Consider the following 24,092-nt stretch of genomic DNA (forward strand, 5'->3'; position numbering starts at 1 on the left):
GCCGCGCCGTCATGGCGGTGAGTGTCGTGACGGCGGCGGCCGGCGGGGAGCGACTACAGAAGTGGCGGGCAGGTGGGGGGGCCGGCTGCCCGTGGCGCTTGCTAGCAGCTTAGTTTTGCGCCATGGCGACGAAGCGGCGGAGGTTTTCCTGGCCGATGGCAATGCCGGTGAGGACGTCTTCCATGCCTTCGAATTCAATGGACAGGACACCCTGGTAGCCCTTGGCGGCCAGGATGCGCACGCATTGATGGACGGGTACGTTGCCGTGGCCGATGATGGCGCCGCGCCACCAGTTGCCGCCGCGGGATTGATTCCAGCCCCTGCCGGGGTGGGGCATGGTGCCGGGCTTGAGGTGGAAGTCTTTGGCGTGGCAGTGGAACGCGTAGGGCAGGAGCCGGCCGACCGCGATGGCCGGGTCGTCATCGACACAGATGAAATTGCCCATGTCAATAAGCAGCCCGAAGTTGGGGTAGGCGACGGCCGTGACCAGTTTTTCGACGCGGATGCTGTCCTGGCAGAAATAGCCGTGGTTTTCGATCATGGTTTTGATGCCTTTGCCAGCGGCGTATTCGCTAATGGCACGGCAGCCTTCGGCGAGGCGCGGCAGCGCGGCGTCGAAGCTTTTGGCGCCTTGCCAGTTGTCAGGGAAGCGGCCACCGCTGCAGTCATGGCGCATGCCGGGGACGCCGAGGATTTCGGCGACATCGACTTCGCCCTTGACGCGGTCAATTTCCTTTTGCAGGTCGCCGCCGGAGCCGGCGAGGAGGTCGGCGCCGATGGTATAGTTGACGATGGGTATGCCGACCTTGTCGGCTTCAGCGCGCAATTCGGCGGCGAAATCGGGCAGACTTTTGCCTTCGGGGAGGGCCAGGGTTGAGAATTCAATGGCATCGAAGCCCATTTCCTTGGCTTTGGCGATGACATCGATTTGTTTCATCTGGCCGTTTTTGACCAGTCTACTGAAGCTGTAGGAACTGACGCCGATAATCATGCTGATCTCCTTGGCTGGGTCGAAAGTCGGTAAGGGTTACTGTAGTCGCCATGGCGATGTGCCGGCGAGGGAAAAGAGGCAGCGGATAGTGTATCCAATTCATGGCTGCTTGTCAAGCGTGCCGGCGAGAGCCGACGTTGCTCGCCGGGGGATGGCTTATGATGCGGTGCGACGTTAATTTCATGAGCGCAGGCACGCGAGGGCAATGTCTAGTGGTGATACAGCCTGAATTTCGCCCGGGAGGGCGATGCCGCCAACTTCCGCGTCCGTCCGGTCGCGGCCATGCCGGGGCTGGTGGCGATAGCCCTGGTCAAGGGAACGCGGCGAAGTTTTGTGGTGTTGTGTTTTCCGTGTCGTCGGTAGCGTGCAGGAGTTCGAGGGTGTCGAGCGCGTCTTCCATGCTGAGTCCCTGCAGTTGGGGCAGATTATGGCAGCCATCGGGGCTGCGCAGAATTGCTTGTCTGATTCGTCCCAGGGACACATCGAGGCTCGCGCTGCCGCTGGGGCATTGGCGTTCGAGGGTGAAATCGGCTGTGCGGCTGAAAGTCCAGGTGTCGCTGGCGAAGTTTCTGACAGCGGTTGCGAAGGCGCTGTCGTCGCTGAAGTCGCGGGCGGCGATAGTGGCGACCTCGCCTGTGAAGCCCAAGGTCCGTGCAGTCACGCAGATGGCGTTCTGGATAGTCGTGCTGTTAATCGCGTCGTTGATGTCGCAGAGGTTTTTGACCGGCACGCGGACCGACGCGACGGTTGCGGCGATGAAATGGTCGCGCGGGTCCTGGTGAAGCGCCTGATGGAGCTGTTCGAGGTTGGTGTTGACCAGCAAGCAGCCGTGAAGTAGTGCGGCGCGGCCGCTGAGGGCGAAAGCGGAACCGGCGACTTTGTGGTCGCCGACCCAGATGCTGAAGTGTTCGCAGAGGCGGGCGCCATTTATGCCTGCGGCCTGCAGGGCGTCGCTGATGCACTGCAGGTAGCGCTGCTGATCGTAGTCGCTGCGGGCGACGATGAAGGCATAATTGAGATTGCCAAGGTCGTGAAAGACTGTGCCGCCGCCGGAGAGGCGGCGAATTATGGCGACGCCGTTGCTGCGGCACCAACGGATATTGCATTCTTGCCAGGGGTTTTGGTTTCGCCCCAGTAGCACGGCGGGCGCATTGCGGTAGAATAGCAGGGTAGGTTTCAGCGGGGCGGCGCGAAAGAGCCGCTCTTCGATGGCGGCATTCAAGGTCGGGTCGGTTTCGCTGGAGAACAGTATCTGCATGAGAGGAAGGTAAGTGGTGAAGCGGTGTTTTTTGCCTAATATCTTTGCTGCGCAGCAGCATTGCAAGCACGATTGCGTTGTGCCGGGAAAATCACTCGTCTTGCCGCATGGTCGTTTTTCTCCCATATTCGGAAGAACCACCCGGATTGGTTCGTGCGCGTTATTACAACGTGTGGCTGCAAAAGGCCAAGGTGATATAGCGCTGGCAGGTACGGCGGGTAATCGGTCAGTGTACACCCCGGCGCTTCGCTGGGACAATTTGCAGGAAACCCACGGCCCGCCGCCGTCCAGCCATCCGACCTTGATTTCCGCCGACCTTTGCGGCAGCGTGTTTCATAGGAGTAACCACCCCGGTGGGGAAAACACCGGGGACAATTTGCAGGAAACCCACGGCCCGCCGCCGCCCAGCCATTCGACCTTGATTTCCGCCGACCTTTGCGGCAGCAGGTTTCATAGGAGGTCGGGAACGTCAGCGTGGGGCTGTTCGGGTGTCGTGCGAGGAGCTAACCTCTCGTGACGGTGCGGGCGGGACGCCCGCACCACGGCAGAGAGACGGACGCGCGACGCATTGGGGGACGGGCGCGCGACGGGACGCAGGCTGGGCTCTGGCGACGTCGCGGGCTGAAAACCCGCCCCACGGCTGGGAGACGGGCGCGCCGAGGGTCGCCTGATGCTCTACGGCTCAATTATCAATGAGTGAACGATTACTGGCTGTCTGCTGAATGCGGGGTGTGGCTGTTGGCGCTCTGGCTGGCAGGGGATACATTACGGAGCTTCGCGCCTGAGAAGAAACAATGGATCACTGCCTATTGTGAGCAGTGCTGAAGACAAAGAGCCCCGGTGTAAAGATAATGAGTTTGCGGGACATCCTGGAACGGACTGAGCAGTACACGGTAGAGATCATCAATGGTCGCAATCGCAACCGTCTTGATCGCTGTTACCGTGTTTTTCTGTTTTTGCTGTCTCGGGCGTACCGCAATGTGGTACAGTTGCGTCTCACCCTGTTTGACAATTTGTTGCTGCGGCAGCATGTCCTAGGCTGTTTTGTGGTTAGTGTCGGCAATCTGACGGTTGGCGGTACCGGTAAAACTCCGGTTGTCGAACTGTTATCGCGAACCTTGGCCGGTCGTGGGCGACGGGTGGCGATACTGAGTCGCGGCTATCGCAGCAAGCCCCGGCCTTTTTGGGAGCGCCTGCGGGCGCGTTTACTGAATGAACAGGATGGCGTGCCGCCGAAGGTCGTCTCTGATGGTCGGGGGGTGCTGCTTGACTCCAGCCAGGCGGGCGACGAGCCCTACATGCTGGCGAGGAACCTGGTGGCCAGGAATGGCAGCATGGGCGTTGCGGTGGTTGTAGACAAGGATCGCGTCAAGGGTGGCAAGTACGCCATCAACCATTTTCAGGCTGATACGTTGATCTTGGACGACGGCTTCCAGTACCTGCGTCTTCGCCCTTGGATCAACATCCTGCTGGTCGATTCGACCAATCCCTTTCATAACCACGAGGCGCTGCCCTGCGGCTTGTTGCGCGAGCCCATCAAGAATCTGCGGCGGGCGGACTATATATTTCTGACGAAATCCAACGGCGGGACGCACTTGCGGCATTTGCGGCGTTTTTTTCGGCGCTGCAATCCCAGAGCCGAGATCATTGAATGCAATCATGAACCTTGTTATCTCCAACATGTGTTGACAGATGAGCGGCAGGAATTGGCGGTTCTGTCAGGTCGGCGGGTGGCGGCGATCAGCGCGATAGCGGTGCCTGAGAGTTTTGAGAATTATTTAACGGCGCTGGGTGGTGAGATTGTGTATCGCAAGCGTTTTGTTGACCATCACCGCTACCATGAGCGCGAGTTGCTGGATTTTTGTGCCGAGGCGGTACGTCAGGGAGCGGAATACCTGGTAACGACGGAGAAGGACGCGGTTCGGCTGCCGCCGTTGCCGGTGGACATTCCGCCATTTTATTTTTTGCGGGTCGAGATCAAGATCCTCAGTGGCTTGGATGCGTTTCACAAGTGTATCACCCGCATCTGTCTGAGCTGAGGTGACCGGGTCGTTGATCTGTGTGAAAAAGGACTGGTTGTGGCGAGAAAAAATACTCGTCAGGGCGTACACTATAAATAATGTCGAAAAACCTGTCGATATGGGTAAGCCACGACGATGTGAACGAAAGAGATAGGGTAGCTATGTCCGCTTGTGCAAAAAAGACTTGGCTTTGGTTGTCCTGTAGTTTCCTGCTGGTGGTGGCGTTGCCGGCGTGGGGGGCATTCTGGGAGGCTGGTGAGATATCTCAGCAGCGGGTGCGGATTGCTCAGTCTCTGCTTGACGACTATTTCCAGCACATAGGGCTGAAGCAGAGCAGCGAGCAGGCAGCGGCGGCGGTGTTCAAGGATTTTTCCAGCCAGTGTGGGCGTCTGGCGGCGCGGGCGACCGGTGAGCTCTTGACCGAACAGGATGTGCTGGTGGCCAGCGAAAAGATTCTCCTGGAGATGAGCCAGAAAGCGATACCGTTTCCTTCCGACAAGGACTTGGAAAAGGAAGCAGAAAAAGCATATCCGCTGTACCGGCCGGGTGACAAAGTGGTTGTTGTCTACATGCCCAATCCTCAGTATCCGGCGGCAGTTGAGGGTATTTACCAAGGTAAAATGGGCGCGTTTATCCGTGTTGGCAATGCCCGGATACGCATTCATGACATGATGCGGGTTGAGAATAATGAAGCGGAGGTGCTCAAGTTCGATCCCGAAGCGACTGGACGTCTGCGCAAGGAGTGGATACTGCGGCGCCGGAACGAGCTGTACGACAGCCGCCAGCGCTATGAGGAAGAAAATGGCTCGGTGGTGAAAATGCAGCAGCGCAATCTCTTTATATCTCGTAACGAGCGCGCTGGGTACACGTTCTACCAGGACGAATGGCTTGAGCCCATGGCGTTGTTGCAACGCGTAGCGACGCAGATGCGCAGTGAGAAGCAGCGTGTTCTGGCGCTGGCGACGCAGCGTGCGCGGCAGCAGGCGATAAAGACAATGGAGGACCAGGCAGTCTCGGAGTTTCTGAAGGGTCTTTTCTCGCCAAGCCACGAACGCCCCAACCCGGAGGAGACCCTGCTGGCTTTTGAGCAGTCCAACAAAGAGCGGACGGAGAGGGAACAGCGAGCGAAAGCTGAGGAGGAGGCCCGCAAGCAGGCGGCTTTGGATGAAGCACGGCAAAAGGCTGCCGATGAGGCCCGTCTGGCAGCGGAAGCCGAAGCCCGGCGGCAGGCGGCGACCCAGGCGGCGACACCGAACCAAGGAGCGGTGGTGGAGGAAAAGGAGATCACGCTGATGTCTCCCCAGGTCGTTTTGGGAGTCTTTCTGGTCGTTGTTCTGCTGGCCTTAGGCGGCTGGTTTTTCCACAACCGCAAACAAAGCCGGGAGAAAAATGACACCTTCAAGAAATTTTTTGAAGGCAAGGGCAAGTTACAGAAGGATTTTTGGGAGCAGGCGGATGCCGATCCAGATCATTTCAAGTATGTCGCCTACATGTTTCCGAGCATAGCTGATGCGAATCGTGCGTTGCAGAAGTTGTCTTACATCCAGGTATCGGGCAGTGGCGATTTGAAATGCGCGCGGGACATTCTTTTTGGTGTTTATCCTCACTTAGAGGGTGCGGTTGCTTTTGTTGGCGGGACGAAATTCGGCTATGCGTTGTGGCGGGAGGCGTCAGCGGTGATGCCCGAGGAGCCAGGGGCGGTTTATTTCAAGGTGAGTACGGAGCCGTTTGTGTCTCTTGACATACCCGACGTTGAGAAATTGGCTTCTGAATCTGACCTGCACATTGAGAATCTCGGCGTGGAAGAACTTGCCGGCGAGAAGGGTTTCATCCGCTGTTACAAATATCGTGCTGAGACCAAGGATGCTGCCATGTCCTTCCTGACGGGCATTGACGTCAACGAAGAGGGTATTAGCATCCAGGTCGAGACGCCGGAAGGCATCTTCGGCAAGGATGAGAATGGCGTATACACGGCCTGAGCGGACAGACTATCGCGTCAGCTCTGCGGGGTTGGCCGGAGAGCGGTTGGGCCGTATTGTGCCCGGCACCGGGTCTGGGAGGCGGTTGCAGTCTGTGGTGATGCCTGGTTGAGCGTTTTCAGCCCTGGGTTGCCTGGACACGCCGAGGCATGATGGAAGTGTGATCGACTGGTGAGTTGGGATCGCTGCGGACGGGTTTTCTGTGCGGTGGTGTTACGCGGTGGCGGCGCAAGCCCGTGCCCGTTGATCAGCCGCAAGGATTTCCGCGAGATTTTTGCCAGGGGCATTGGCGCAGGCGTCCATAGTTTTGGCGACGATGTCAGCGATGCGGGAGAAGGCGATATTCCGTTGGCAGAAGCGTTCGACGGCGACTTCGTTGGCGGCGTTGAAGACGGCGCCCATGGCGCCGCCCGCCCGCATAGCGCGCCGGGCGAGGGTGAGAGCCGGGAAGCGTTCGTTGTCCGGCGGAGCAAAGGACAGTTGCAGGGACTTGCTGAAATCCATTGCGACGGTAGGGCTGGGCAGGCGTTCCGGATAGGTCAAGCAGTACTGGATGGGCAGGGCCATATCTGGATAGCCCATTTGGGCAAGGACGCTGTTATCCCGGAATTCCACCATGGAGTGGATGATGGACTGTGGGTGAATGACGACGTCAATGCGGTCTTCCGGGATGTTGAAGAGCCACCCAGCCTCAATGAGCTCCAGGCCCTTGTTCATGAGCGTCGCCGAGTCGATGGTAATTTTTCGTCCCATGGACCAGGTTGGGTGAGCCAGCGCCTGATCAACGCTGACGCGGCTGAGATCGACCTCGGGGCGATTGTGAAATGGCCCGCCGCTGGCCGTGAGGATGACGCGTGCGAGTTCGTGTCGCGGGTGCAGATCCAGGCATTGGAAGACGGCGCAGTGTTCGCTGTCCACCGGCAGGATGCGGCTGCCGGATTTGGCGGCCGCGGCGCTGACCAGGGCGCCGGCCATGACGAGGATTTCCTTGCTGGCCAGGGCGATGTCCTTGCCGGCCTTGATGGCTTCCAGGACGGGGCGCAGGCCGGCGGTGCCGACGATGGCGCAGAGCACGGTGTCCACATCGTCGGCGCAGACGGCGGCGACCAGCTCGTCCGGCGACGTGAGAACGCGGCAGTGTGGTGGGAGATCCTTGCCCGCAAGGGCGTCAGGCGACGCGGCATAAACCCAGCTTGGCGCGCAGGAGCGAGCCTGTGCCGCCAGCATGTCGCCCTGGCGGCCGGCGGCCAGGCCGGTGACCTGTAGGCGGTCGGCATGGGCGGCGACGACTTTGAGGGTATTGGTGCCGATGGAGCCGGTGGATCCGAGGATGGCTAGTCGTTTTGACATGGATGAGCGTAACGTGGCGTGGTGGATACAGGCACTAGGGTTCAGGCGTGGTTTTTTCTCGGGGCAAAATGTCTGAACACCTCACCGAAATTCATGGTGCCGACCTGGCGCTGTTCGTACATGGCGTAGAGGCGTTCGGAGCCTTCGAGGAGGTGCTTTGAACTGACGCCGTGGCGGATAGACAAGGACGCTTCGATAAAGGCTGCCAAGTGGTCGCAGCAGCGGATGATTTCGCCGTCGACAGGCATGTCGTGGCCATCATTGTAGTCGCGTTCGAGGTCGGCGAAGCTCAGGTTGCTGCGAATGCCCTGGGCATTTTTGACGCGGTTGCTGAACTCGTCCAAGGTGTAATAGCGGATTTCGGCATGCCAGGCGTTGGGGAGCAGGGGCAGGAGCCGGTCTTCCATCTGTCGTCGTTCGTATTCCTTGATGATGCCATCAAGGCCTTCGACGGCTTCCTTGATGGGCGAGGTGATGTCGCGGGTGAGGACTTCGGGCAAGTCGTGAAACAGTGCGGCCAGGAAGCCGTTGATCAGGCGTTGTTCACAGGCGGCGACTTCGTTGAGGGCCAGATACGAGAGCAGGGCGACGACGAGCATGTGGCCTAGTACGGACGTGGCGGGAATGCGCGGTGATTGCGACCAGCGTTTCTGAAAACGCAATTGACCACAGAGATCGACAAAGCCGGCGGTCTTGCGCCCCAGGGAAATTTTCTGCACGCCGAGGAGGTCATAGTGGTCTTCGATCTGGTCTTCAATTTCCTGGCGGATTTGTTCGATGCCTTTGATAAACGGGCACATTTTGTAGAGGATGTTGAATTCCCACTGGGTGGCTAGGAAGTGGGCGGCCTTGAGGACGCGTTTTTCCCGTGATGCGTAGGTTGGATCGAAGAAGTGTTTTTCCATGCGGTCGCGGAAGCCGCCGGGGATGGGCGCGGTCTGTTTTTCGAGGTGCTGCAGGACCCAGCAGTTGAGTTCGTGGCCCTTCTCGGCCATCATTTTGTGGAAGACCGGTGGTTTGATGTCAGTGAGCACGATGCGATGAAACATTTCGAAGATGCCGCCTTCGATGAGTCGCAGCCAGGAGATGGAGCCGGGTGCCTGTTCTTCTTCGAATTTAGCCAGGACGTAGGCGATGATCATCTTATGGGCCTGCTTGTCCAGTTCAGTGAAGTCCATGGGGTTGATCTGGTCATTCCAGCGGCGGATGCTGGCGGCATCGTAGATCAATTCCAGCAGTGATGGCGAGAGAGAATTAGGCATGGTAACTGCCCCTGTTTGCTTGCTTGTGATGGTCGGAGGCTCCGGCGACGCGGGCGGGCGGGCGCTGATAGGAGGCGTGCCGAACAATGTAATCCGGAAAGCCCGTCACGGCGGTCGTTTGGAGGAAAAAAGCGCGGGCGGCGAAAACAGTGTGGAAACGCGTTGCTGCTGCTTGGACTGAGGCAGGAATTGTTGTATACTGATGCGCGAACGGATACATTAGACTGGTAACCTTGTCGGCGGTGAGCAGGCAGTGATTCGAGGGGGACGCGTAGGCCACTGGGTCAGCAATGGTGTCATTGGCAAACAGCAGCAAAGGCATAGCAGCGACACATGACAAATCAGACCTACAACGTTCTGGCAGTCGATGACGAAAAGTTTTCCTTGGTGTTGCTGCAATCCTGCCTGCGCAATGAGAATTACAATCTGACGACTTGCGACAACGCGCTGCAGGCGGTTAAGGAGTTCAAGACGCATGACTTTGACGTGATTTTGCTGGATGTCATGCTTGGGTCCATTGACGGCTTTGAAGTGCGCAAGTTGATTCGGGAATACAATCAGAAGATCCCGATCATTTTTTTGACGTCTTTGCTTGACGACATCAACAGCTCTTTGATCAACCGTATTTCCGATGACCAGTATTCGTACTATTTGAACAAGTCGTTTCAGAAAAAACAGCTAATGGAGAAGATTGAGCATGCGGTGCGGGTGTATCGCGAGGAGAGTGACGCGGCGCGTTTTTACAAGCAGCTCAATGTGGACCTACTGTTGGCGCGCGAGGTGCAGCGGGTGTTGTTGCCGCCCTGGTGTTCTCTGAATAAGCACATGCTGACGACCTATCTGTACGAGCCTTGTTTTAGGATATCGGGTGACAGTCTTGATCTGGTTGAGCTGGGCTCGGGCAAGTACCTGCTGTTTCTGGCTGACATTGCCGGCCATGGCATCCAGTCGGCGTTGTATATGAGTGCGATCCAGTCGTTTCTGAAGGCCTTGCGCCTGGAGATGGTCGAGCAGGCGTGGCTGCCCAATGTGATTCTCAATCGCATCAACCAGTTTTTCTGTAACGACCTCAGTGGTGGCAGTTACATGACCTGCCTGGTGGCGATTTTCGATTATCCCAAGCAGCGTCTGGTGTTTCAGAGCGCCGGCCATCCAGGGCTGATCTGCTGTTCTCGGCGTGAGCAGCGAGCCTATGAGATTGACATGGGCGACAAGGGCGGCGTCCCCGTCGGCTGGTTTGCTCGTACAGTTTATCAAGAAGAGGACAACGTCTATTACGAATTGGACCCGGGCGATATCATTCTCGGCTATACGGACGGCTTGATTGACTTGAAGAACGATCGGGAAGAGACGGTGGCGACGCCGTTGCTGCTTAGTTTGTTGACCTCACTCATGGAAAAATCGACTTTTTTGCCGCTGCCGTATCTGCTCCGCAGCGCGCTTGACCAGATCGGCTACAACATCGTTCCTGACGATGTCTGCATCGTGGAGGTTCGTGGCGTGCCGAAGGGGGACGACAACATATTGCAACTGATCAACCTGAGCAAGGGCGATGTCAGTCGCGGCGTGGAGCATTTTTGGCGTTTTGTGGAAGAACGGACGCATGACAACGAGCTGGCGACCAGGGTTGAGTTGCTGTTGAGCGAGTTTCTCAACAACGTCATTGAGTATGAATGCGCGAACAGGCCCGGTTTGCGTTCGGGCATTTTGGTTCAGATCTGCCTACGGGAGCCCGACACGGTGTTTGTCACAGTGCTGGACCGGGAGCCGAAAAGCGACCAGGACAAGTTGCAGCTCTCAAGGGACGCCGCCGATGTCTTTGAGCAGCAGAACAAGGCCATGGCCAGTTCGGGCCGCGGTCTGGCCATCATTCGTACGATCAGCAGCAATATCATGCGCAAGCATTTTAATGGCTTGAATCAGACCGAGTTTTTGATACGGAGCGCCCAGCCATGGTCGGTCCAAAGCTGAAGACGACCCAGTAGGCCAGATTCCTGGGTGGAAGGCAAAGGAGTTGTGATGAAGGCTGAGATTCGTCAGTATATCATAGAGAAACTTGAGCTTGATGACGATGAGACTATTGTCATGCTCATAGACTCTTATACCGAGTCACTCAACGATAATACGGCCTTGCTGCAGAAGAGTCTGCAAAGTGGCCACATAGCGGAGGCCGCCGGGGTGGCGCATGCCATGAAAGGCGCTTCGGCCAACATCGGTGCCCAGCCCTTTTTTGAAGTTTGTCGCGGCATTGAGTATGCCTTGAAAGGGGGCGATGTCGCTGCGGGCAAGAAGCTTTTGGGCGAGCTGTTGGTACTGCGTGAGGTTTTTTTGCAGGAAACGCTGTAGTTTGAGTGTTGTGTGTTGACCGATCGGAAGTCGCCCCAAAAAATGAAAAAAAAGGCATCAGCCCTGGTTGCGAGTGCCACCGCCACAGCAGAGGAGCAGCGGCGGCGTCAGGCCATTGTGGCTGAGATTTTTGCTCGTGAGAAGCAGCCTCGTCCCAACACCATGAAACTGGTGCTATGGGATAGCACGCTGGCCTTTGCTCGCGGGCTGAAGCGCTTCATTGATATTATGGGGTCGCTCGCCGCGTTGGTCGTCCTTTCGCCGCTGTTGCTTGTCGTGGCCATGCTGATCAAGTTGGAGGATGGCGGCAGCATCATTTACCGCCAGGTGCGGGTGGGCAAGGACGGTCGCCACTTCCAGTTTTACAAATTCCGTTCGATGCATGAGAATGCCGACCGGATCAAAGCCGCCTTGAACCAGCAGAACCAGTCTGCTGACGGGGTGATTTTCAAGATGAAACGCGATCCACGGGTGACGCGCATAGGTCGTTTTATCCGTCGCTACAGTATTGACGAGATGCCGCAACTGTTCAATGTACTGGCTGGTGACATGAGTCTGGTTGGTCCGCGCCCACCGTTGCCCGATGAGGTGACGCAGTACACGCTGGAAGATCGCAAGCGGCTGCATGTGATGCCGGGCATCACCTGCATCTGGCAGGTGTCTGGTCGCAGTGACATTCCTTTCAAGCAGCAGGTGCAGCTCGACAAGGAGTATATACATAGTCAAAGTTTGCGCAAGGATCTGTGGATATTGCTCAAAACGATACCAGCGGTGATTTTTGGCAAGGGTGCTTATTGAGGTGCCAGTTGACTTTGACTGCAGGTGATCAGACTGGCGGCGGGGTGGTGAGTGATTGGGCAAAGGACGTGTGAAAGCCGATGAAAGCATTGATATGCCTTGGCAATCTTGAAGAGCAAGGGCTGAGTGATGGCTTCAGCGGGATATCTTCCGCGATGTTGCCCGTTGCCAACAAGCCGCTGGTCGAATATTACATTGATTTTTGTTGCAGCGTGGGTATTAGGTCCATCTTAATACTGGATAGTGATTTTGCGCCGGAGATGGCCAGCTTTCTGGGCAGCGGCGAACGCTGGTCGGTGTCGCTGAGCTACATTGGCGCCAAGAGCTATTCCAGTCTGGGTGAGCTGAGTCGGCGTCATGCGGCGTTTCTGGAAACCGAGCCCGTATTGTGGTTCAACGGCACAATCTTCCCATTTGTCGATTTTCGTTCGCTATCAGCTGCGCAGCTGACCATTGAAGACGAGGTTTCCTGGGCAAGTACACCGCTACCGAGCGGGTTGTTCTTTCTGGGCAAAGATCATTGCCAACGCCTGGCTGGCGAGGTGATGCAGATTCGCACCTTTGCCGACTATCACAGCTGCAACTGTCGGGTGTTGGCTGCGGAAGAGGGGATGTTTCCGATACCGGGCTACCACGTGGAAAAGGGCATATGCACCGGCATGAATGTGGTGATACCGGCGAGCGCCCGGGTCAAGGCGCCTGTACTTATGGGCAACAACGTGCGTTTGGGGGACGGCGTGTACTTAGACGGACTGGTAAGTATTGGCGACGAGGTCATGATTGACAGCGGGTCGCATCTGCGGGAAACGATTGTTTTTGACAGCACCTACATCGGGCGTGACCTTGAGCTTGAGCACAAGATCGTCTGTCGCGACCGTATCATCGACCCGCGCATCGGCGTCGTCCTCAACCTTGGCGATGAATCCTTGTCCATGGACATGCGTCGTTTTACCTGGGATTTTTATATGCGCTGGGTCATGGATGCCCTAGCTGCGGCGTTGCTGATCATCCTGCTGTCGCCGGCGTACGCATGTTTGCGTCTTTTGAAGAAAATGCCTTCCGAGCCATGTTTTTTCTACAGCCAGCGTCACCGCGGTCGTTACTTTCGCCAGTACCAGTTGAACATGGGCAATCGCCGTGATCTGTATTTTTATAAATGCAGTTTGGACAAATACTGGATGTTGTGGATGGTCGTGACCGGCGATTTACGACTGATGGGCGACTCAGTGGACCGGGTTCCGGATGACGGCGAGACGGCCTATCGTCCAGGGGTGTTTTGTTTTTCGGATACCCGTAACAAGGTCACCAGCACCATGCAGCGGGCGCTGGACGACCGTTATTTCCGTCATAATCGCAGTTCACTGATGGTTCTGGAGTGTCTCATGAAGATAATGGTTGGCCGTTTTTTTGTTGGCCGCGGCTATTAATGAAGTCCGCTGGCGAGGAGCAAGCCCGGTATGAGCAGCTTACTTGGCAACGAGCGTCTGGATGATGCCCGCAGCAGTTTCACGATGACTCGTGATCCGGCGGTTGACGCGCTTATCGCCGAGATGCTCGTCAGCTTGCGGCAGGATATTGCGGCCCTATCGCCGGGGCCGGGGCTGACTGGGGTGTTTCTCGGTGGCGGGTACGGCCGCGGTGATGGCGGGGTCCTGGAGCGAGGCGGCCGGCGTCTGCCCTACAATGATCTTGATTTTTTTGTTTTCAGCGATGGCCTGAATAGAAAGTCCCGGGGCTCTTTGGACGCGTCACTGGCCGGCCTGGCAGAGACTTGGTCGGCGCGTCTGGGCATTGAGGTGGATTTTGCGCCGGTGCGGGAGTTGAGTACTCTGTCATCCATGCCCGTGACCTTGATGTTTCAGGAATTACGCGTTGGGCATGTGCTGGTATGGGGGGATGGCCGGGCGCTAGAGCGAATACCGGTGTGCGCTGCGCAGGACCTGCCGGCGTTGGAGGGTTTGCGCCTGCTCCTCAATCGTGGCACGGGGCTGCTGTTGGCGGAAAGGCGCCTGGCGGAGAAACGCGACGACGATGCAAGTCGCGATTTCATCTGGCGGAATCTGCACAAATGTGCTTTGGGTTGCGGCGACGCGTTGCTCATCATGTCGCATAGCTACGACTACTCGCTGAACCGCCGGGAGGCGGACTTGGTGGCTTGGGCCCGGCGCTATTGGCCCGGTGTCAGGGGCGAACAGCTGGCCGAGCATTATCGGCGGGCAGCGGCGTTCAAGGCGCAACCGCATGGTGACTCGCTGCGGGCTGCCAGCGAGCTGCTGCCCGTCTTGCGACAGTTGTGGCAGGCCAGTCTTGAGCGGGGAATGGAACTCAGTGGCAGCCCCGCCACGGGCCAGGATGGTCAGGGCTTGCGCCGGGCGCTGGCGGCTGTCGGTGGTAGGCAGCGCTGGTGGATAAACTGGCTGCAGAATGTGGCATATGGGCTTTCTGGCGGCGTGGGTACGGGTTGTTTCATGCCGCCGCAATGCTGGCTGCTGCTGACCTTGACGGGTATCCTCAACGGGGAGCTTGGCCCCTGTTGGGTGTCAGACGGTGGACTGGACTGGTATTTCCGCCGCTGGCAGCGTTTCAATTGACCTCAAGGCACGGGATTAGTGCATGTGTTGAGTAGGAAAATCATGAACACGCAGTACATTATCAGGTTGATTCTTGTGCGTGGGGGCGCCGTTTGAGGGCATAAGGGCTGACAAGCCAGTAAGCGGAAGATATGGACCAATTTGTCACCAACGAGATCGCAGTCCAAGGCTCCCCGAGTCTGGATTTTTTTTGGCGTTTCGATTGGCGGGTGGTGGCCCTGCTGCTGAAACGCTGGTCACTGGTGCTCTTGGCGGTGTTTATCGCGATTGCGCTGACCAGTCACGTCGCGATGCAGCGCCGGAGCCTCCATTCCATGCGCCGCTGGCAGGCTGAAGTCAAGCTGTTCCACCAGATACGCTCCGAGCGTGTACCGAGCTTTTACAAGCAGATTGACACGAAAGTTATCGCGGAGATCATCGGCAACAGCACGCAATTGCGCAAGGCGGCTGAGCGCATGCAGCTTTCTGGCGATCAGGCGGCGGCCCTTGGCGGTCTGATTGAAGTCGAGCTGGTGAAAAATCGCCCGAGCGTCATCACCGTGCGGGCGTCCTACAGCGATGCCAAGATGGCAGCTGCTCTGGCCAATGCCGTGGCGGAAGAAGGGCTCAATGCCTACATTGAGTTGCAGAACGGCACTCTCCAGGGCATGCTGATGGAGCGGCGACAGCGTCGCATCCGCCTTCAGGATTCACTCTATGAGCTGGAAAAATCCTTGGCGAATTTTTCTGTACCTGGCAGTCTTCTGCGGCCTGATAAGGAGTTGGACCGCCTCAGCAATGAAATCACCGCGCTGATGATGCAATTGGCGGTCGACGAGACTGAGGTGGTGCGCCTTGGTGTGGCCTGTGAAGAAACGGTAAAGGCGATGGCCGGTATTGACAAGGAAGTCAGGATGCTCAGCAGGATAGTGGGCGGGAGCGATACCGAGCTCAGCCGTCTGCGTGGGCGTCTGGTGACGATGCAGCAGCAGTACACTGAAAACAACCCCCAGATTCGGGTTTTACAGGATGAGATTGATGGCCGGCAGCGCTTGCTCGAAGAGGCCGCGAACAAAGAGAAGGGCCTAGACGAGGAAGTCTTCACCATCAACACGGTATATACCACCTTGGAACAGCGGTTGCTCCAGGCGCAAATTGATCGCGTTGCCCTGCAGAAGCGCATCGATGTGGAAAAGGCGCGTCTGGACGAGTTGCGCAAGGTGGTCAAACTTCAGCAGGACATGTCTGCCGGATATCAGGAAGTGCAGCGCAAGATGATGTCCATTACCCAGAGCATCACCCAATTGGATGGGACGATCAACGACATGGAACTGTTGCTCAACTCGGCGGTGCCGGATTTGTCCATACTGGATACGGCATCGGTGCCGCGCGCCCCGTCCATCAACACCAAAAAGACCATGGTATTGTCATTGGCGGGTGCCAGCTTTATGCTGTTTTTTCTGATGGCTATGTTGATAGCGCACGAGGTTATCCTTGGCACAATCAAGAGCCCGCGTGATTTCCACTATGTGAGTGATATGGATGAATTGGGCATGCTCCCCGTGGACAGCGAAGTGGGCGCTTACGTGTTAGACGCTGCCCTCCACAATGTCTTCATTCAGATGCGTCAGCGTTTTGGCGAGGGACGGCGGATTTTCCTCTGCCAGATGTCACCCAATCCCATGATCAATCAGTTGCGGGCGAGCTGGAACATGAATTTTGGCACGAACGGCCTGCAGGTCTTCTGGCTGAAATGCCTGTCTATGTCAGCGCGCGAGGAGCAGAAGGAAAGGACTGGCCAGGGTAAGGAGCGCATTCCTGATGAAGGCATGGTTGCCATTGAGAAATTTGGCAATCACGGGTACTTTTACTGCGAAAATCCCCTGGTGTTGACGCCGGCGGAGTGGGAGTTACTCAATGCTGATTTGACTGAACTGGAGAGGCAGTATGGTGTGGTCGTGATTGAACGGGAAATGCCCAAGTTGTCGGTTGGGGTTCTTTCCGAGCAGTTCTGCCGCATGGTTGACTACACGGTTGTATTGGCGTCTTTTGGGGTTGAGAAGAAGATGTCGTTACGGCGTTTGCTCAGTGACGAGCGGCTCAGCGGCATTCCGATTGGTGGCATACTGACTGGCGTGAAGAAGAAATATTGGCGTGTCTTCATGGGTGAAAATAGCGGCGGCTGATGGTTGTGGCAGTGCGGCTTCTGGGGTGCTCTCATCGTGCATAGTGCAGTGTGGTGTTGTTGTGACTGGCTGGCATGGCCATGAAAAAGTGGTGTTGTTACGGCTGCCGGCTGGGTGTTGTGACACTGGTGGGTTGCCGACGCCGAGGCAGCTGCGTGGCGCGCAGGTCATCGGCGCTGACTCCTCGGCAAAGGTGGCATAATGCGGTTGCGATTGGTTTCCGGCGGGATTTGCTGGCCTTGACTGAGAATAAGGGTGAAGAAGACTATGAACACACAAGCCAGGACATACCTCCAGCTATTGCGGTTGCTGTTGTTGCCGCTGATCATGCTGAGCAGCTGTAAGATCAATAAGGAGTATGATGAAATGGTGCCGCTGCCGGCCATAGCCGAGAAGGCGCCGCGTTCTGAACAGGAAGTGGTGGAACGGCAGAAGTTGCTGGAAGAGATTTACAACCAGCCCTATCCGGAATACCGCGTCAACCCTGGTGATGTCTACCGCGTGTCCGTCTATGGCTATCTGGATTTGGAAACCAAGGACGTGATGGTGTCCCCGGACGGCGAGTTATCGGTAACGCTGCTTGGCCCGGTAAAGATCGGCGGCATGACCTTGAAGGAGGCGACGGCAGAGTTGGAGCGTTGTTACCAGCATTATATCAAGTATCCGAAAGTCGCCATGTTCATCATCAGCATTGCCAGCCAGAGTGCGACGATTGCGGGCAAGGTGAACAACGCCGGCCTCTACCCGGTAAGCAAGGGATTTCGGCTGCGGGATTTGCTGGCGTCGGCTCGGGGTACGCCGACGGAGCTGTTCAACGGCCAGGGGTTCGAAGTCGCCGATTTCAGCACGTCCATTTATATCCGGGGTGATCGGGTCATACCTATTGATTTCGATCGCGCCTTTCAGACCGGCGATCCTTTGCACAATATCGAGGTCCATCCTGGTGATTACGTGTATATTTCAAGCCGGGCGGACAAGCTGGTGAGCGTGCTGGGCGAAGTGCACCTGCCTTGTTTCATTGTTTGGTATGAAAACATGGGGTTGATAGAGGCGATCACCAATGCCCGGGGGCTCAAGGATGAGTATTATCACGATGCGGTGGTGATTCGGCGTGGGGTTGAGGGCATCAACTTTTATAAGGTCAATGTCGACGGCGTTTTTCGCGGCACGGTTGCCAATGCGTCCTTGCTGCCGGGTGACATCATTTACGTGCCAAAGGACAAGATGTCGGCCTACAATGTTTTTGTGCGCAAACTCATGCCGACCGCACAGTTGATGAACGCCCTGCTCAGCCCGGTCATTTGGATGGACAATCGCTAGCGAGAGCAGGAACAATTGCCGTTGCGTGACGCTTGTTCTACTTTCATCTGGTCATGATGACGCTGATCCACATGGCCGGCCGGCGGACACGAAGGGGGTAGGGCCTGATCCAGCGGTCAATGCATATCCGGAAGATGGGTACAACGGCGGCGACAGGAGACGAACGCAACTGCACATGGAGAGCCTCAAATACATCCTGTTTGGCATTGCGCTGTTTGCAGGCGTGCCGGTCTTGGCTGGGCTGGCGTATGTCAAACGCTTTGTTCTGCGTTGGCTCGTCTTTACCGCCGTCTTCCTGAGCCATGAAAACTTTCGCCTGTCGCTGAATTTTTTTCCAGCGGAGACCTACCGGGGCACCGCTCGCGGCATGGAAATTACCGTTGCGGACATGCTGCTGTGGTCGCTTATGTTAGCGCTGCTCTTGATTTACCGCCAGCGTTTCCGGTTCTTGCCGCGCGGGGGCTGGCTCTATCTGTTGTATTTTTTCTGGTGTTCGCTGTCGCTCAGCAACGCTGTTAATCAGCTGTATTCCATTTTCGAGTTATGGAAGATGCTGATGATGTGGATATGCTTCCTGGTGATTGCCAACTATCTATATTTCACCCGCGATATCGAGCCCATACTGAAGGGCATTGGCGCGGTGGTGATGTGGGCTTTCGTGGTGGTCATCAATCAGAAGTATTTGCAGGGCCGTTTTCAGACGCCGGGCATTTTTGCCCACCAGAACACCGCCGGGATGTACATGGGGATGATTGGACCCTTATTTCTGACTCGTTGGCTTGAGGAACGCAACACCTTGTGGGACAGCGTGTTTTACGCCACGGCTTTTGTGTTTAGCGGTGCCATCGCCTTCTTCACCTTTTCCCGCGGGGCGATGTTGTTTTACCCCATTGGCTGTGCGGTGGCGCTACTGTTGTCGTTGGGGCACCGGATATGCAAACGAAAAGTGTTGATCGTGTTGTTCATTGGCACTTGTGCCACGTTGGGGTTGCTGAAGATGGCGCCGCGGATAATTGCCCGCTTTGAGCGGGCGCCGGAATCATCCAAACTGACGCGACTGCGTTTGGCCAAAGCGGCGATCAACATGGCCAACGACAAGAAGTTCGTCGGGGTGGGCATTAACAACTGGGGGATCAAGATCAATCCGCCTTTTACTTACGCCGAGTACCGAGAGGAACTCAACTACGACGAAGATTTCAAGGACGGCCTGGTTGAAACCATCTACCTGATGACCGCTGCTGAGTGCGGCTGGGTTGGTCTGGGTTTCCTGATTCTGTGTTTTGGCGGTTTCTGGTTCATCAATGTGGTGAATTGGTTCCGGACTTATCGAACAAACATCAACTACCTGGCGGCCGGCATTTGCGGTGGACTTTTGTCGGTGTATGGGCAGTCCATGCTGGAGTGGGTGTTGAAGCAGTCGCCAACGTTTTATGAACTCATGATGATCTTTGCCATTATCTCTGCAGTGAGCATGATCATGTCAGTGATTGGCGGGGAAATACCCTTGTCGGAGCCGCTGCCGGGGCAGGTTCGCCCTCTTCGCGGCGAGCGCACCAGGCCGTCGACTCCGCCACGTTCTCGTCCCGCGCAGTCCCCGCAGGGGTCTGGGCATTGACGGGAAAAAGCAGCGGCAAGGTTTGGTGATGGGCGGGCAGCTAACCTCACATACGTGTTGATCTGAAGGTACGGTGACAGCATGAAGATACTCTTGGGGGGCATTCCCCTCGGCTGTGATAATATTGGCGACGAAGCCATTATCGCCTGCGTGGCGGCGATATTCCGCCGGGTCTTGCCACAGGCTGAACTGACTGTGAGTACGGCTCAGCCGGAGGAAACGGCTCGGAAGCTCCAGTTGCGATGTGTCATGCTCTACGGATTTGGTGCGGATGCCAAGTGCCGGGCCTTTCGCCGCGATATTGGTGATTACGACTGCTATGTCTGGGCAGGGGCCACGGGGTTGTCGGACTACCCGGCTACTGGCGCGCGGATGCTGGAGATCGCCCAAGCGGCAGGCGTGAAGACGCTGCTGTGGAACGTGGGGATGAATAGCGTGCTCAACCCGGCCTTCTTCGAGGTGCGCGGCAAAAAGAGGCTGCTGTTGCGCGCGCTTAGTCGTTGCAGTTTTGAGACTTTTGATGCCGTGCGCTATTATGAAAAAGTGTTGGATCGTCGGATGCGACAACAGCTCTGTCAGGTTTTGGCGAAGTGTGCTGCAGTCATCGTTCGCGATCAGCAATCACGGGATGAATTGTGCCGGTCGGGCTATCCGGCAGCGGTGGTTGGAGCGGACAGCGCTTTGCTCCTGCCGACTGCCCCGGAGGAGGCAGTGCCGCCGGAGTTGAGTGTCCTGGCTGATCGCTGCTTGATTGGCGTGTGCATTTCAGCACAGTCGCCGTTGCGTGATCCGAAACGCTTGCAGGCTTGTCTGGATGACATGTTGGCTGAACCGGGCCGGCAGGTGCTGTTCATACCGATGAATCCGGTCACAGACCACGCCTGGATGGCTGATTTTCGTCGTGGCATGGCCCGCTGCGAACAAACGACTTTGTTGACGGGACAGGACGATCCGGCGGTAGTGCAGCTGATAGCGAGCCGTTGCGCCGTGATTATCAGCAGCAGGCTGCATTTACTGATCCTGGCGTCGAATGTGGGCACGCCAGTGATCGGCATTGCCCGCGGCAGCAAGATTGACAATTTTCTGGCGGCGTTGGGGCGGCGCTCGGTTGGCAATGTGAACGACTGCGATGTGACGCGGCTGCGCGCCGATGTCGAGGAGCTGCTGGCTTCACCAGACGAGTTTCGCCGGGCAAACGAACGCTGTCGGGCGGAGTGGCTGGCGCGTTTGGCGGCGGCGGAGCAATGCCTGCGGGCGACTCTGGGGCGCGGCGACTGAGCCCGGGCTGCGCGTGCGTTAGGCGTCCGCGAGTTGGCTGATGCCGGCAGGCAGGCCCGTGGCGAGCAGTTGCCGCCCGATGTGGTCGGGAAGAACTATTTCTCGCTGCGATTCGCCGACATGGGTGAGAGTGATGGCGATGGTGGCTGTTGGCGCCAGGAGGGCGGCGATGCGCTCCGGCCATTCTACCAAGGTAATGGCGTTGGTGGCATACAGGAACTCCTCAATGCCGAAGGCCAGCGCGGCTTGTTCATCGCTGATGCGGTACATATCTAAGTGGTAGAACCACTGGCCATTCGGCCGGCGGTATTCCTGGACGACGGTGAAAGTCGGGCTGGTAACGGGTTCTGCGATGCCCAGGCCACGAGCAACGCCGCGGCTGAGGACGGTCTTGCCCGCGCCGAGATCGCCATAGAGGGCGACGACGCTGGCGGGCGGCAGGCATGCGGCCAGCATGCGGCCGAGGGTTAGGGTGGCGTCGTCCTGTTTGCTGAGGAGGCGCATATCGGTCATTCTCCGGCAGGTGGTGGTGAGAGGTGGTCCCAGCCGCGGGCAGCAAGAGTATTGCCTTGCTGGTCGCGGAGCAGACCGCTGTTGTCGAAGGTTCCCAGGCGGGTCAGTGGGGTGTTGGCAAAGGGCCAGCGTTGTTGCAGTTCGGCGATTTTGTCTGGTGCCACGGCGAAAATGAGTTCGAAATCCTCGCCCTCGCTGCAGGCCTGGGCGATACTGGTGGCGGCACTGCGGCGAGGAACGGCAGTGAGGTCGATGCAGGCGCCGCAGTGGGACATGCTGCAGATGCGGGACAGGTCGAGCAACAGACCGTCGCTGACATCCATCATGGCCTTGGCCAGGCCCTGCTGGGCGAGCCAGCGGCCTTCGGCACAGCGGGGGCTGAAATGCAGGTGGTGCCCGCTAGCGAAGGAATTGCCAAAGGTGCCGGTGGCGAAAAGTGCATCGCCGGCAAGGGCGCCGCCGCGGGTGATGACCTCGTTTGCAGGAACTTCGCCAAGAATGGTGAGGCTAGCGACATCGTCCAGGCTGGTGCTGGCCAAGTCGCCGCCGATCATCTGCAGCTGGAAGTCGCGCGCGGCGTCAACGATGCCGCCATAAAATTCCTTGAGCCATGCTTCTGGGCAGCCCTGGTGGAAGGCGCCGGCGAGGAGACAGAACAGAGGGGTGCCGCCCATGGCGGCAACATCGCTGACATTGCGGGCGAGGAGTTTGCGGCCCGCGAGGGCTGGAGGGGTGGCGTCGGGCCCTTGGTCAACATAATGACGGCCGCCGACGACCTGGTCGACGGCGACGAGCAGCAGCTTGTCATCATGCCAGCGGATGGCGGCGCAGTCATCGCCGGGGGGGATAACGACGTCTTTGCCTGCTGCCGGCAGGCGTTGAAAGAGCCATTGGAAGAAGCTGTCTTCAGTCATTCTCAGGCAGTCCTTCTTCGAGGCGCTGAATGGCGTTATGGCTGGCCAGGAGCCTCAATACGCGCTGGAAGAAGCATGGTTGATGTCCTGCTTCACAGAAGCCGTCGCATTGCGAGCCGCCACAGGGGCCGTAGCGGAGTTGTTTGGGGCAAGCCGTTTCGTATGGCAGGCCGAAGCAGCCGTTGTCGCGCCTACCCCATTTAGCCATGAAAAAGCGCCATTGATCGGCAAAGTCAGGCTTTTCGAGGAACTGGCCGAGGAAACGGTCTTCGGGGACATAGTCCCGGCGTTGTGGGTTGAGTAGTTGTCGGAAAAGATAGTGGGGTGGTCCGGCGTTATGTTCAGTCGGTGCCGGGGCGAAGGAAATGGCGCCGTGGAGGTCCTGCCATTGCTTGAGCCATGACGGGTAGTTATCGCAGGTGGCGGTCAATTCGCGGCAATGGGCGGCGAGTTGCGCGAGGGTTTTCGGGTCCCGGCAGCCAGCTATTTGGACGCCGCTGTAGCCGAGGACGCGATAGCCAATGATTTGCAGGGCGCAGCGATGGATTTGGGCGGCGATGTAGTCACTGGGTTGCAGTGTCGCTTCGCGCATGATCTGCGCTGCGAGGGGCACGGGCAGCGTGATGCCGGGCTGGCGCCACTCGCCGAGCCGCAGCGCTTCTTCTCGTGAGAACATGATGACGCGAGCGATAATGGGCTCGTGCATTTCCCGCATTTGCATGAACCACTGCAGTTCCTGGCTTTTCTTCATATCCCAGCCGGCTTGGGCGACGAGGAAGGTCGCGCCGCTGCGCAGTTTGCGGAGCATCTTTGCATACTGGAGGCACTGGTCCTGAGCTGTGTACTTGTAGGGATTGACTACCGCGCCGAGACAGAGCTGGCGATTGAAGTCGTAGAGGGCACGCAAGGCCTCGGCGCTGTCCAGGAAGGGACGCGGCGTTGGCGGTGCCGGCGTTGTGTCAGCCGCCTGGGTGGGGAGGTCGCCAGTGACGGCAAGGACGTTGCGCAGGCCGCGGCCATGCGCCGCTGCGCAGATGGTCTTGGCGCGGTCAAGACTGCTGCCCATGCCGGATATAGTCAGGACGGCACTTTTATCAAAACTGCTGAGGAGGATTTGGGCGAATTCGGCCGGGTCGTGGCGTTGCTCATCAGGAATGCGGTCGGTTAGGGTGATGCCATTGATTTCATCCAAGGCGCTGGCCTGTTTGAGCAGTGGCTGGAGCACAGCCGCGGCGGAGTCGATGGGCTGGCTGGCGGCTGGCGTGGTCACTTCCAGGAGGGTTATGAAGTGACCCAGCTTGAATGCTTCGGCCAGGCGTTGATCGCCGTCGAAGCTCATGTCCAACTGCCGGTTTTGTTGCGCCATGGGGAACAAGATCCTTTCGTGCTGCCGGCAGACGGCCGGCTTCTCTGTAGTGGCCATGTGCAGGTGGTAGTTTTCTGCTGGCCGCAGGCCTTAGAATATAGCCTCTTAGCCTATGCTGGCAAGGCTAGCAGTACTGTCAGCGCGTAATCGGTCGTAAGCGGTCAGTGTACACCCCGGCGCTTCGCTGGGACAATTTGCAGGAAACCCACGGCCCGCCGCCGCCCAACCATCCGACCTTGATTTCCGCCGACCTTTGCGGCAGCGGAGTCATAGCGGGCCCAGAGTAGCAGCGGCTTCCAGCCGCTGTGTGCACGGCTCGTGCGGC

General features: G+C 57.8%; 21 protein-coding genes. 13 read left to right on the forward strand and 8 right to left on the reverse strand.

Annotation, left to right across the window (positions count from 1 at the left end; translation table 11 throughout):
- Positions 1-109 precede the first annotated feature (109 nt).
- The gene (locus J3R75_RS16335) at positions 110-991 is read right to left on the reverse strand and encodes a sugar phosphate isomerase/epimerase family protein (protein WP_307263789.1); all 882 of its coding nucleotides are present in this window, start codon (positions 989-991) and stop codon (positions 110-112) included.
- A 310-nt stretch (positions 992-1,301) separates the two neighbouring features.
- Positions 1,302-2,249, reverse strand: a complete 948-nt coding sequence (locus J3R75_RS16340) for a lipoate--protein ligase family protein (RefSeq protein WP_307263791.1) — start codon at positions 2,247-2,249, stop codon at positions 1,302-1,304.
- Between the two features lie 229 nt (positions 2,250-2,478).
- On the opposite strand from J3R75_RS16340, the gene J3R75_RS16345 reads away from it, so the two are divergent.
- From J3R75_RS16345 to J3R75_RS16355, 3 genes are all read left to right on the forward strand, one after another.
- Positions 2,479-2,766, forward strand: coding sequence for a hypothetical protein (locus tag J3R75_RS16345; protein ID WP_307263794.1), 288 nt, complete (start codon positions 2,479-2,481; stop codon positions 2,764-2,766).
- Between the two features lie 334 nt (positions 2,767-3,100).
- The gene (gene lpxK / locus J3R75_RS16350; RefSeq protein ID WP_307263797.1) at positions 3,101-4,288 is read left to right on the forward strand and encodes a tetraacyldisaccharide 4'-kinase; all 1,188 of its coding nucleotides are present in this window, start codon (positions 3,101-3,103) and stop codon (positions 4,286-4,288) included.
- 143 nt (positions 4,289-4,431) lie between these two features.
- Positions 4,432-6,249: a hypothetical protein gene (locus J3R75_RS16355; RefSeq protein WP_307263800.1), complete on the forward strand. Its 1,818-nt coding sequence runs from the start codon at positions 4,432-4,434 to the stop codon at positions 6,247-6,249.
- Between the two features lie 213 nt (positions 6,250-6,462).
- Here the strand turns inward: J3R75_RS16355 and J3R75_RS16360 are convergent, their stop codons facing one another.
- From J3R75_RS16360 to J3R75_RS16370, 3 genes are read right to left on the reverse strand one after another with little or no spacing between them, the layout of a single operon-like run.
- Entirely contained in the window at positions 6,463-7,599 is a 1,137-nt protein-coding gene (locus tag J3R75_RS16360) for a 1-deoxy-D-xylulose-5-phosphate reductoisomerase (RefSeq protein WP_307263802.1), read from the reverse strand.
- 41 nt (positions 7,600-7,640) lie between these two features.
- On the reverse strand, positions 7,641-8,861 hold the full coding sequence (locus tag J3R75_RS16365; protein ID WP_307263805.1) for an HD domain-containing protein: 1,221 nt from the start codon (positions 8,859-8,861) through the stop codon (positions 7,641-7,643).
- Entirely contained in the window at positions 8,854-9,183 is a 330-nt protein-coding gene (locus J3R75_RS16370) for a hypothetical protein (RefSeq protein WP_307263807.1), read from the reverse strand. The genes J3R75_RS16365 and J3R75_RS16370 overlap by 8 nt, the downstream gene beginning before the upstream one ends.
- Positions 9,184-9,194: 11 nt before the next feature.
- Here J3R75_RS16370 and J3R75_RS16375 point away from each other — a divergent pair, with 11 nt between their 5' ends.
- The 9 genes from J3R75_RS16375 to J3R75_RS16415 all read left to right on the forward strand — a co-directional run bounded on the left by J3R75_RS16375 (position 9,195) and on the right by J3R75_RS16415 (position 20,974).
- A complete protein-coding gene (locus J3R75_RS16375; RefSeq protein ID WP_307263810.1) occupies positions 9,195-10,832 on the forward strand; it encodes a SpoIIE family protein phosphatase in 1,638 nt (545 codons plus the stop codon).
- A gap of 48 nt (positions 10,833-10,880) precedes the next feature.
- Entirely contained in the window at positions 10,881-11,207 is a 327-nt protein-coding gene (locus J3R75_RS16380; protein ID WP_307263813.1) for an Hpt domain-containing protein, read from the forward strand.
- A gap of 42 nt (positions 11,208-11,249) precedes the next feature.
- Complete coding sequence (locus J3R75_RS16385) at positions 11,250-12,005, forward strand: sugar transferase (RefSeq protein WP_307263817.1); 756 nt, start codon at positions 11,250-11,252, stop codon at positions 12,003-12,005.
- Positions 12,006-12,085: 80 nt separating this feature from the next.
- Complete coding sequence (locus J3R75_RS16390; RefSeq protein ID WP_307263819.1) at positions 12,086-13,432, forward strand: glycosyltransferase; 1,347 nt, start codon at positions 12,086-12,088, stop codon at positions 13,430-13,432.
- Between the two features lie 30 nt (positions 13,433-13,462).
- Positions 13,463-14,596, forward strand: a complete 1,134-nt coding sequence (locus J3R75_RS16395) for a hypothetical protein (protein ID WP_307263821.1) — start codon at positions 13,463-13,465, stop codon at positions 14,594-14,596.
- Positions 14,597-14,727: 131 nt separating this feature from the next.
- Entirely contained in the window at positions 14,728-16,761 is a 2,034-nt protein-coding gene (locus tag J3R75_RS16400; RefSeq protein WP_307263824.1) for a GumC domain-containing protein, read from the forward strand.
- 366 nt (positions 16,762-17,127) lie between these two features.
- The gene (locus J3R75_RS16405; RefSeq protein WP_307263826.1) at positions 17,128-18,081 is read left to right on the forward strand and encodes a polysaccharide biosynthesis/export family protein; all 954 of its coding nucleotides are present in this window, start codon (positions 17,128-17,130) and stop codon (positions 18,079-18,081) included.
- Positions 18,082-18,256: 175 nt separating this feature from the next.
- On the forward strand, positions 18,257-19,696 hold the full coding sequence (locus J3R75_RS16410; RefSeq protein WP_307263828.1) for an O-antigen ligase family protein: 1,440 nt from the start codon (positions 18,257-18,259) through the stop codon (positions 19,694-19,696).
- A gap of 81 nt (positions 19,697-19,777) precedes the next feature.
- On the forward strand, positions 19,778-20,974 hold the full coding sequence (locus J3R75_RS16415; RefSeq protein ID WP_307263830.1) for a polysaccharide pyruvyl transferase family protein: 1,197 nt from the start codon (positions 19,778-19,780) through the stop codon (positions 20,972-20,974).
- A gap of 18 nt (positions 20,975-20,992) precedes the next feature.
- Here J3R75_RS16415 and tsaE read toward each other — a convergent pair whose 3' ends face one another.
- From tsaE to J3R75_RS16430, 3 genes are read right to left on the reverse strand one after another with little or no spacing between them, the layout of a single operon-like run.
- The gene (tsaE, locus tag J3R75_RS16420; protein ID WP_307263832.1) at positions 20,993-21,478 is read right to left on the reverse strand and encodes a tRNA (adenosine(37)-N6)-threonylcarbamoyltransferase complex ATPase subunit type 1 TsaE; all 486 of its coding nucleotides are present in this window, start codon (positions 21,476-21,478) and stop codon (positions 20,993-20,995) included.
- 5 nt (positions 21,479-21,483) lie between these two features.
- Entirely contained in the window at positions 21,484-22,401 is a 918-nt protein-coding gene (gene thiL / locus J3R75_RS16425; RefSeq protein WP_307263834.1) for a thiamine-phosphate kinase, read from the reverse strand.
- On the reverse strand, positions 22,394-23,767 hold the full coding sequence (locus tag J3R75_RS16430) for a methylenetetrahydrofolate reductase C-terminal domain-containing protein (RefSeq protein WP_307263837.1): 1,374 nt from the start codon (positions 23,765-23,767) through the stop codon (positions 22,394-22,396). Before J3R75_RS16430 ends, thiL begins: the two co-directional genes overlap by 8 nt.
- 164 nt (positions 23,768-23,931) lie before the next feature.
- On the opposite strand from J3R75_RS16430, the gene J3R75_RS16435 reads away from it, so the two are divergent.
- A complete protein-coding gene (locus J3R75_RS16435) occupies positions 23,932-24,054 on the forward strand; it encodes a hypothetical protein (protein ID WP_307263839.1) in 123 nt (40 codons plus the stop codon).
- Positions 24,055-24,092 lie beyond the last annotated feature (38 nt).

It is taken from the genome of Oligosphaera ethanolica (genome assembly GCF_030814695.1).
In the GTDB taxonomy this organism is placed as follows: domain Bacteria; phylum Verrucomicrobiota; class Lentisphaeria; order Oligosphaerales; family Oligosphaeraceae; genus Oligosphaera; species Oligosphaera ethanolica.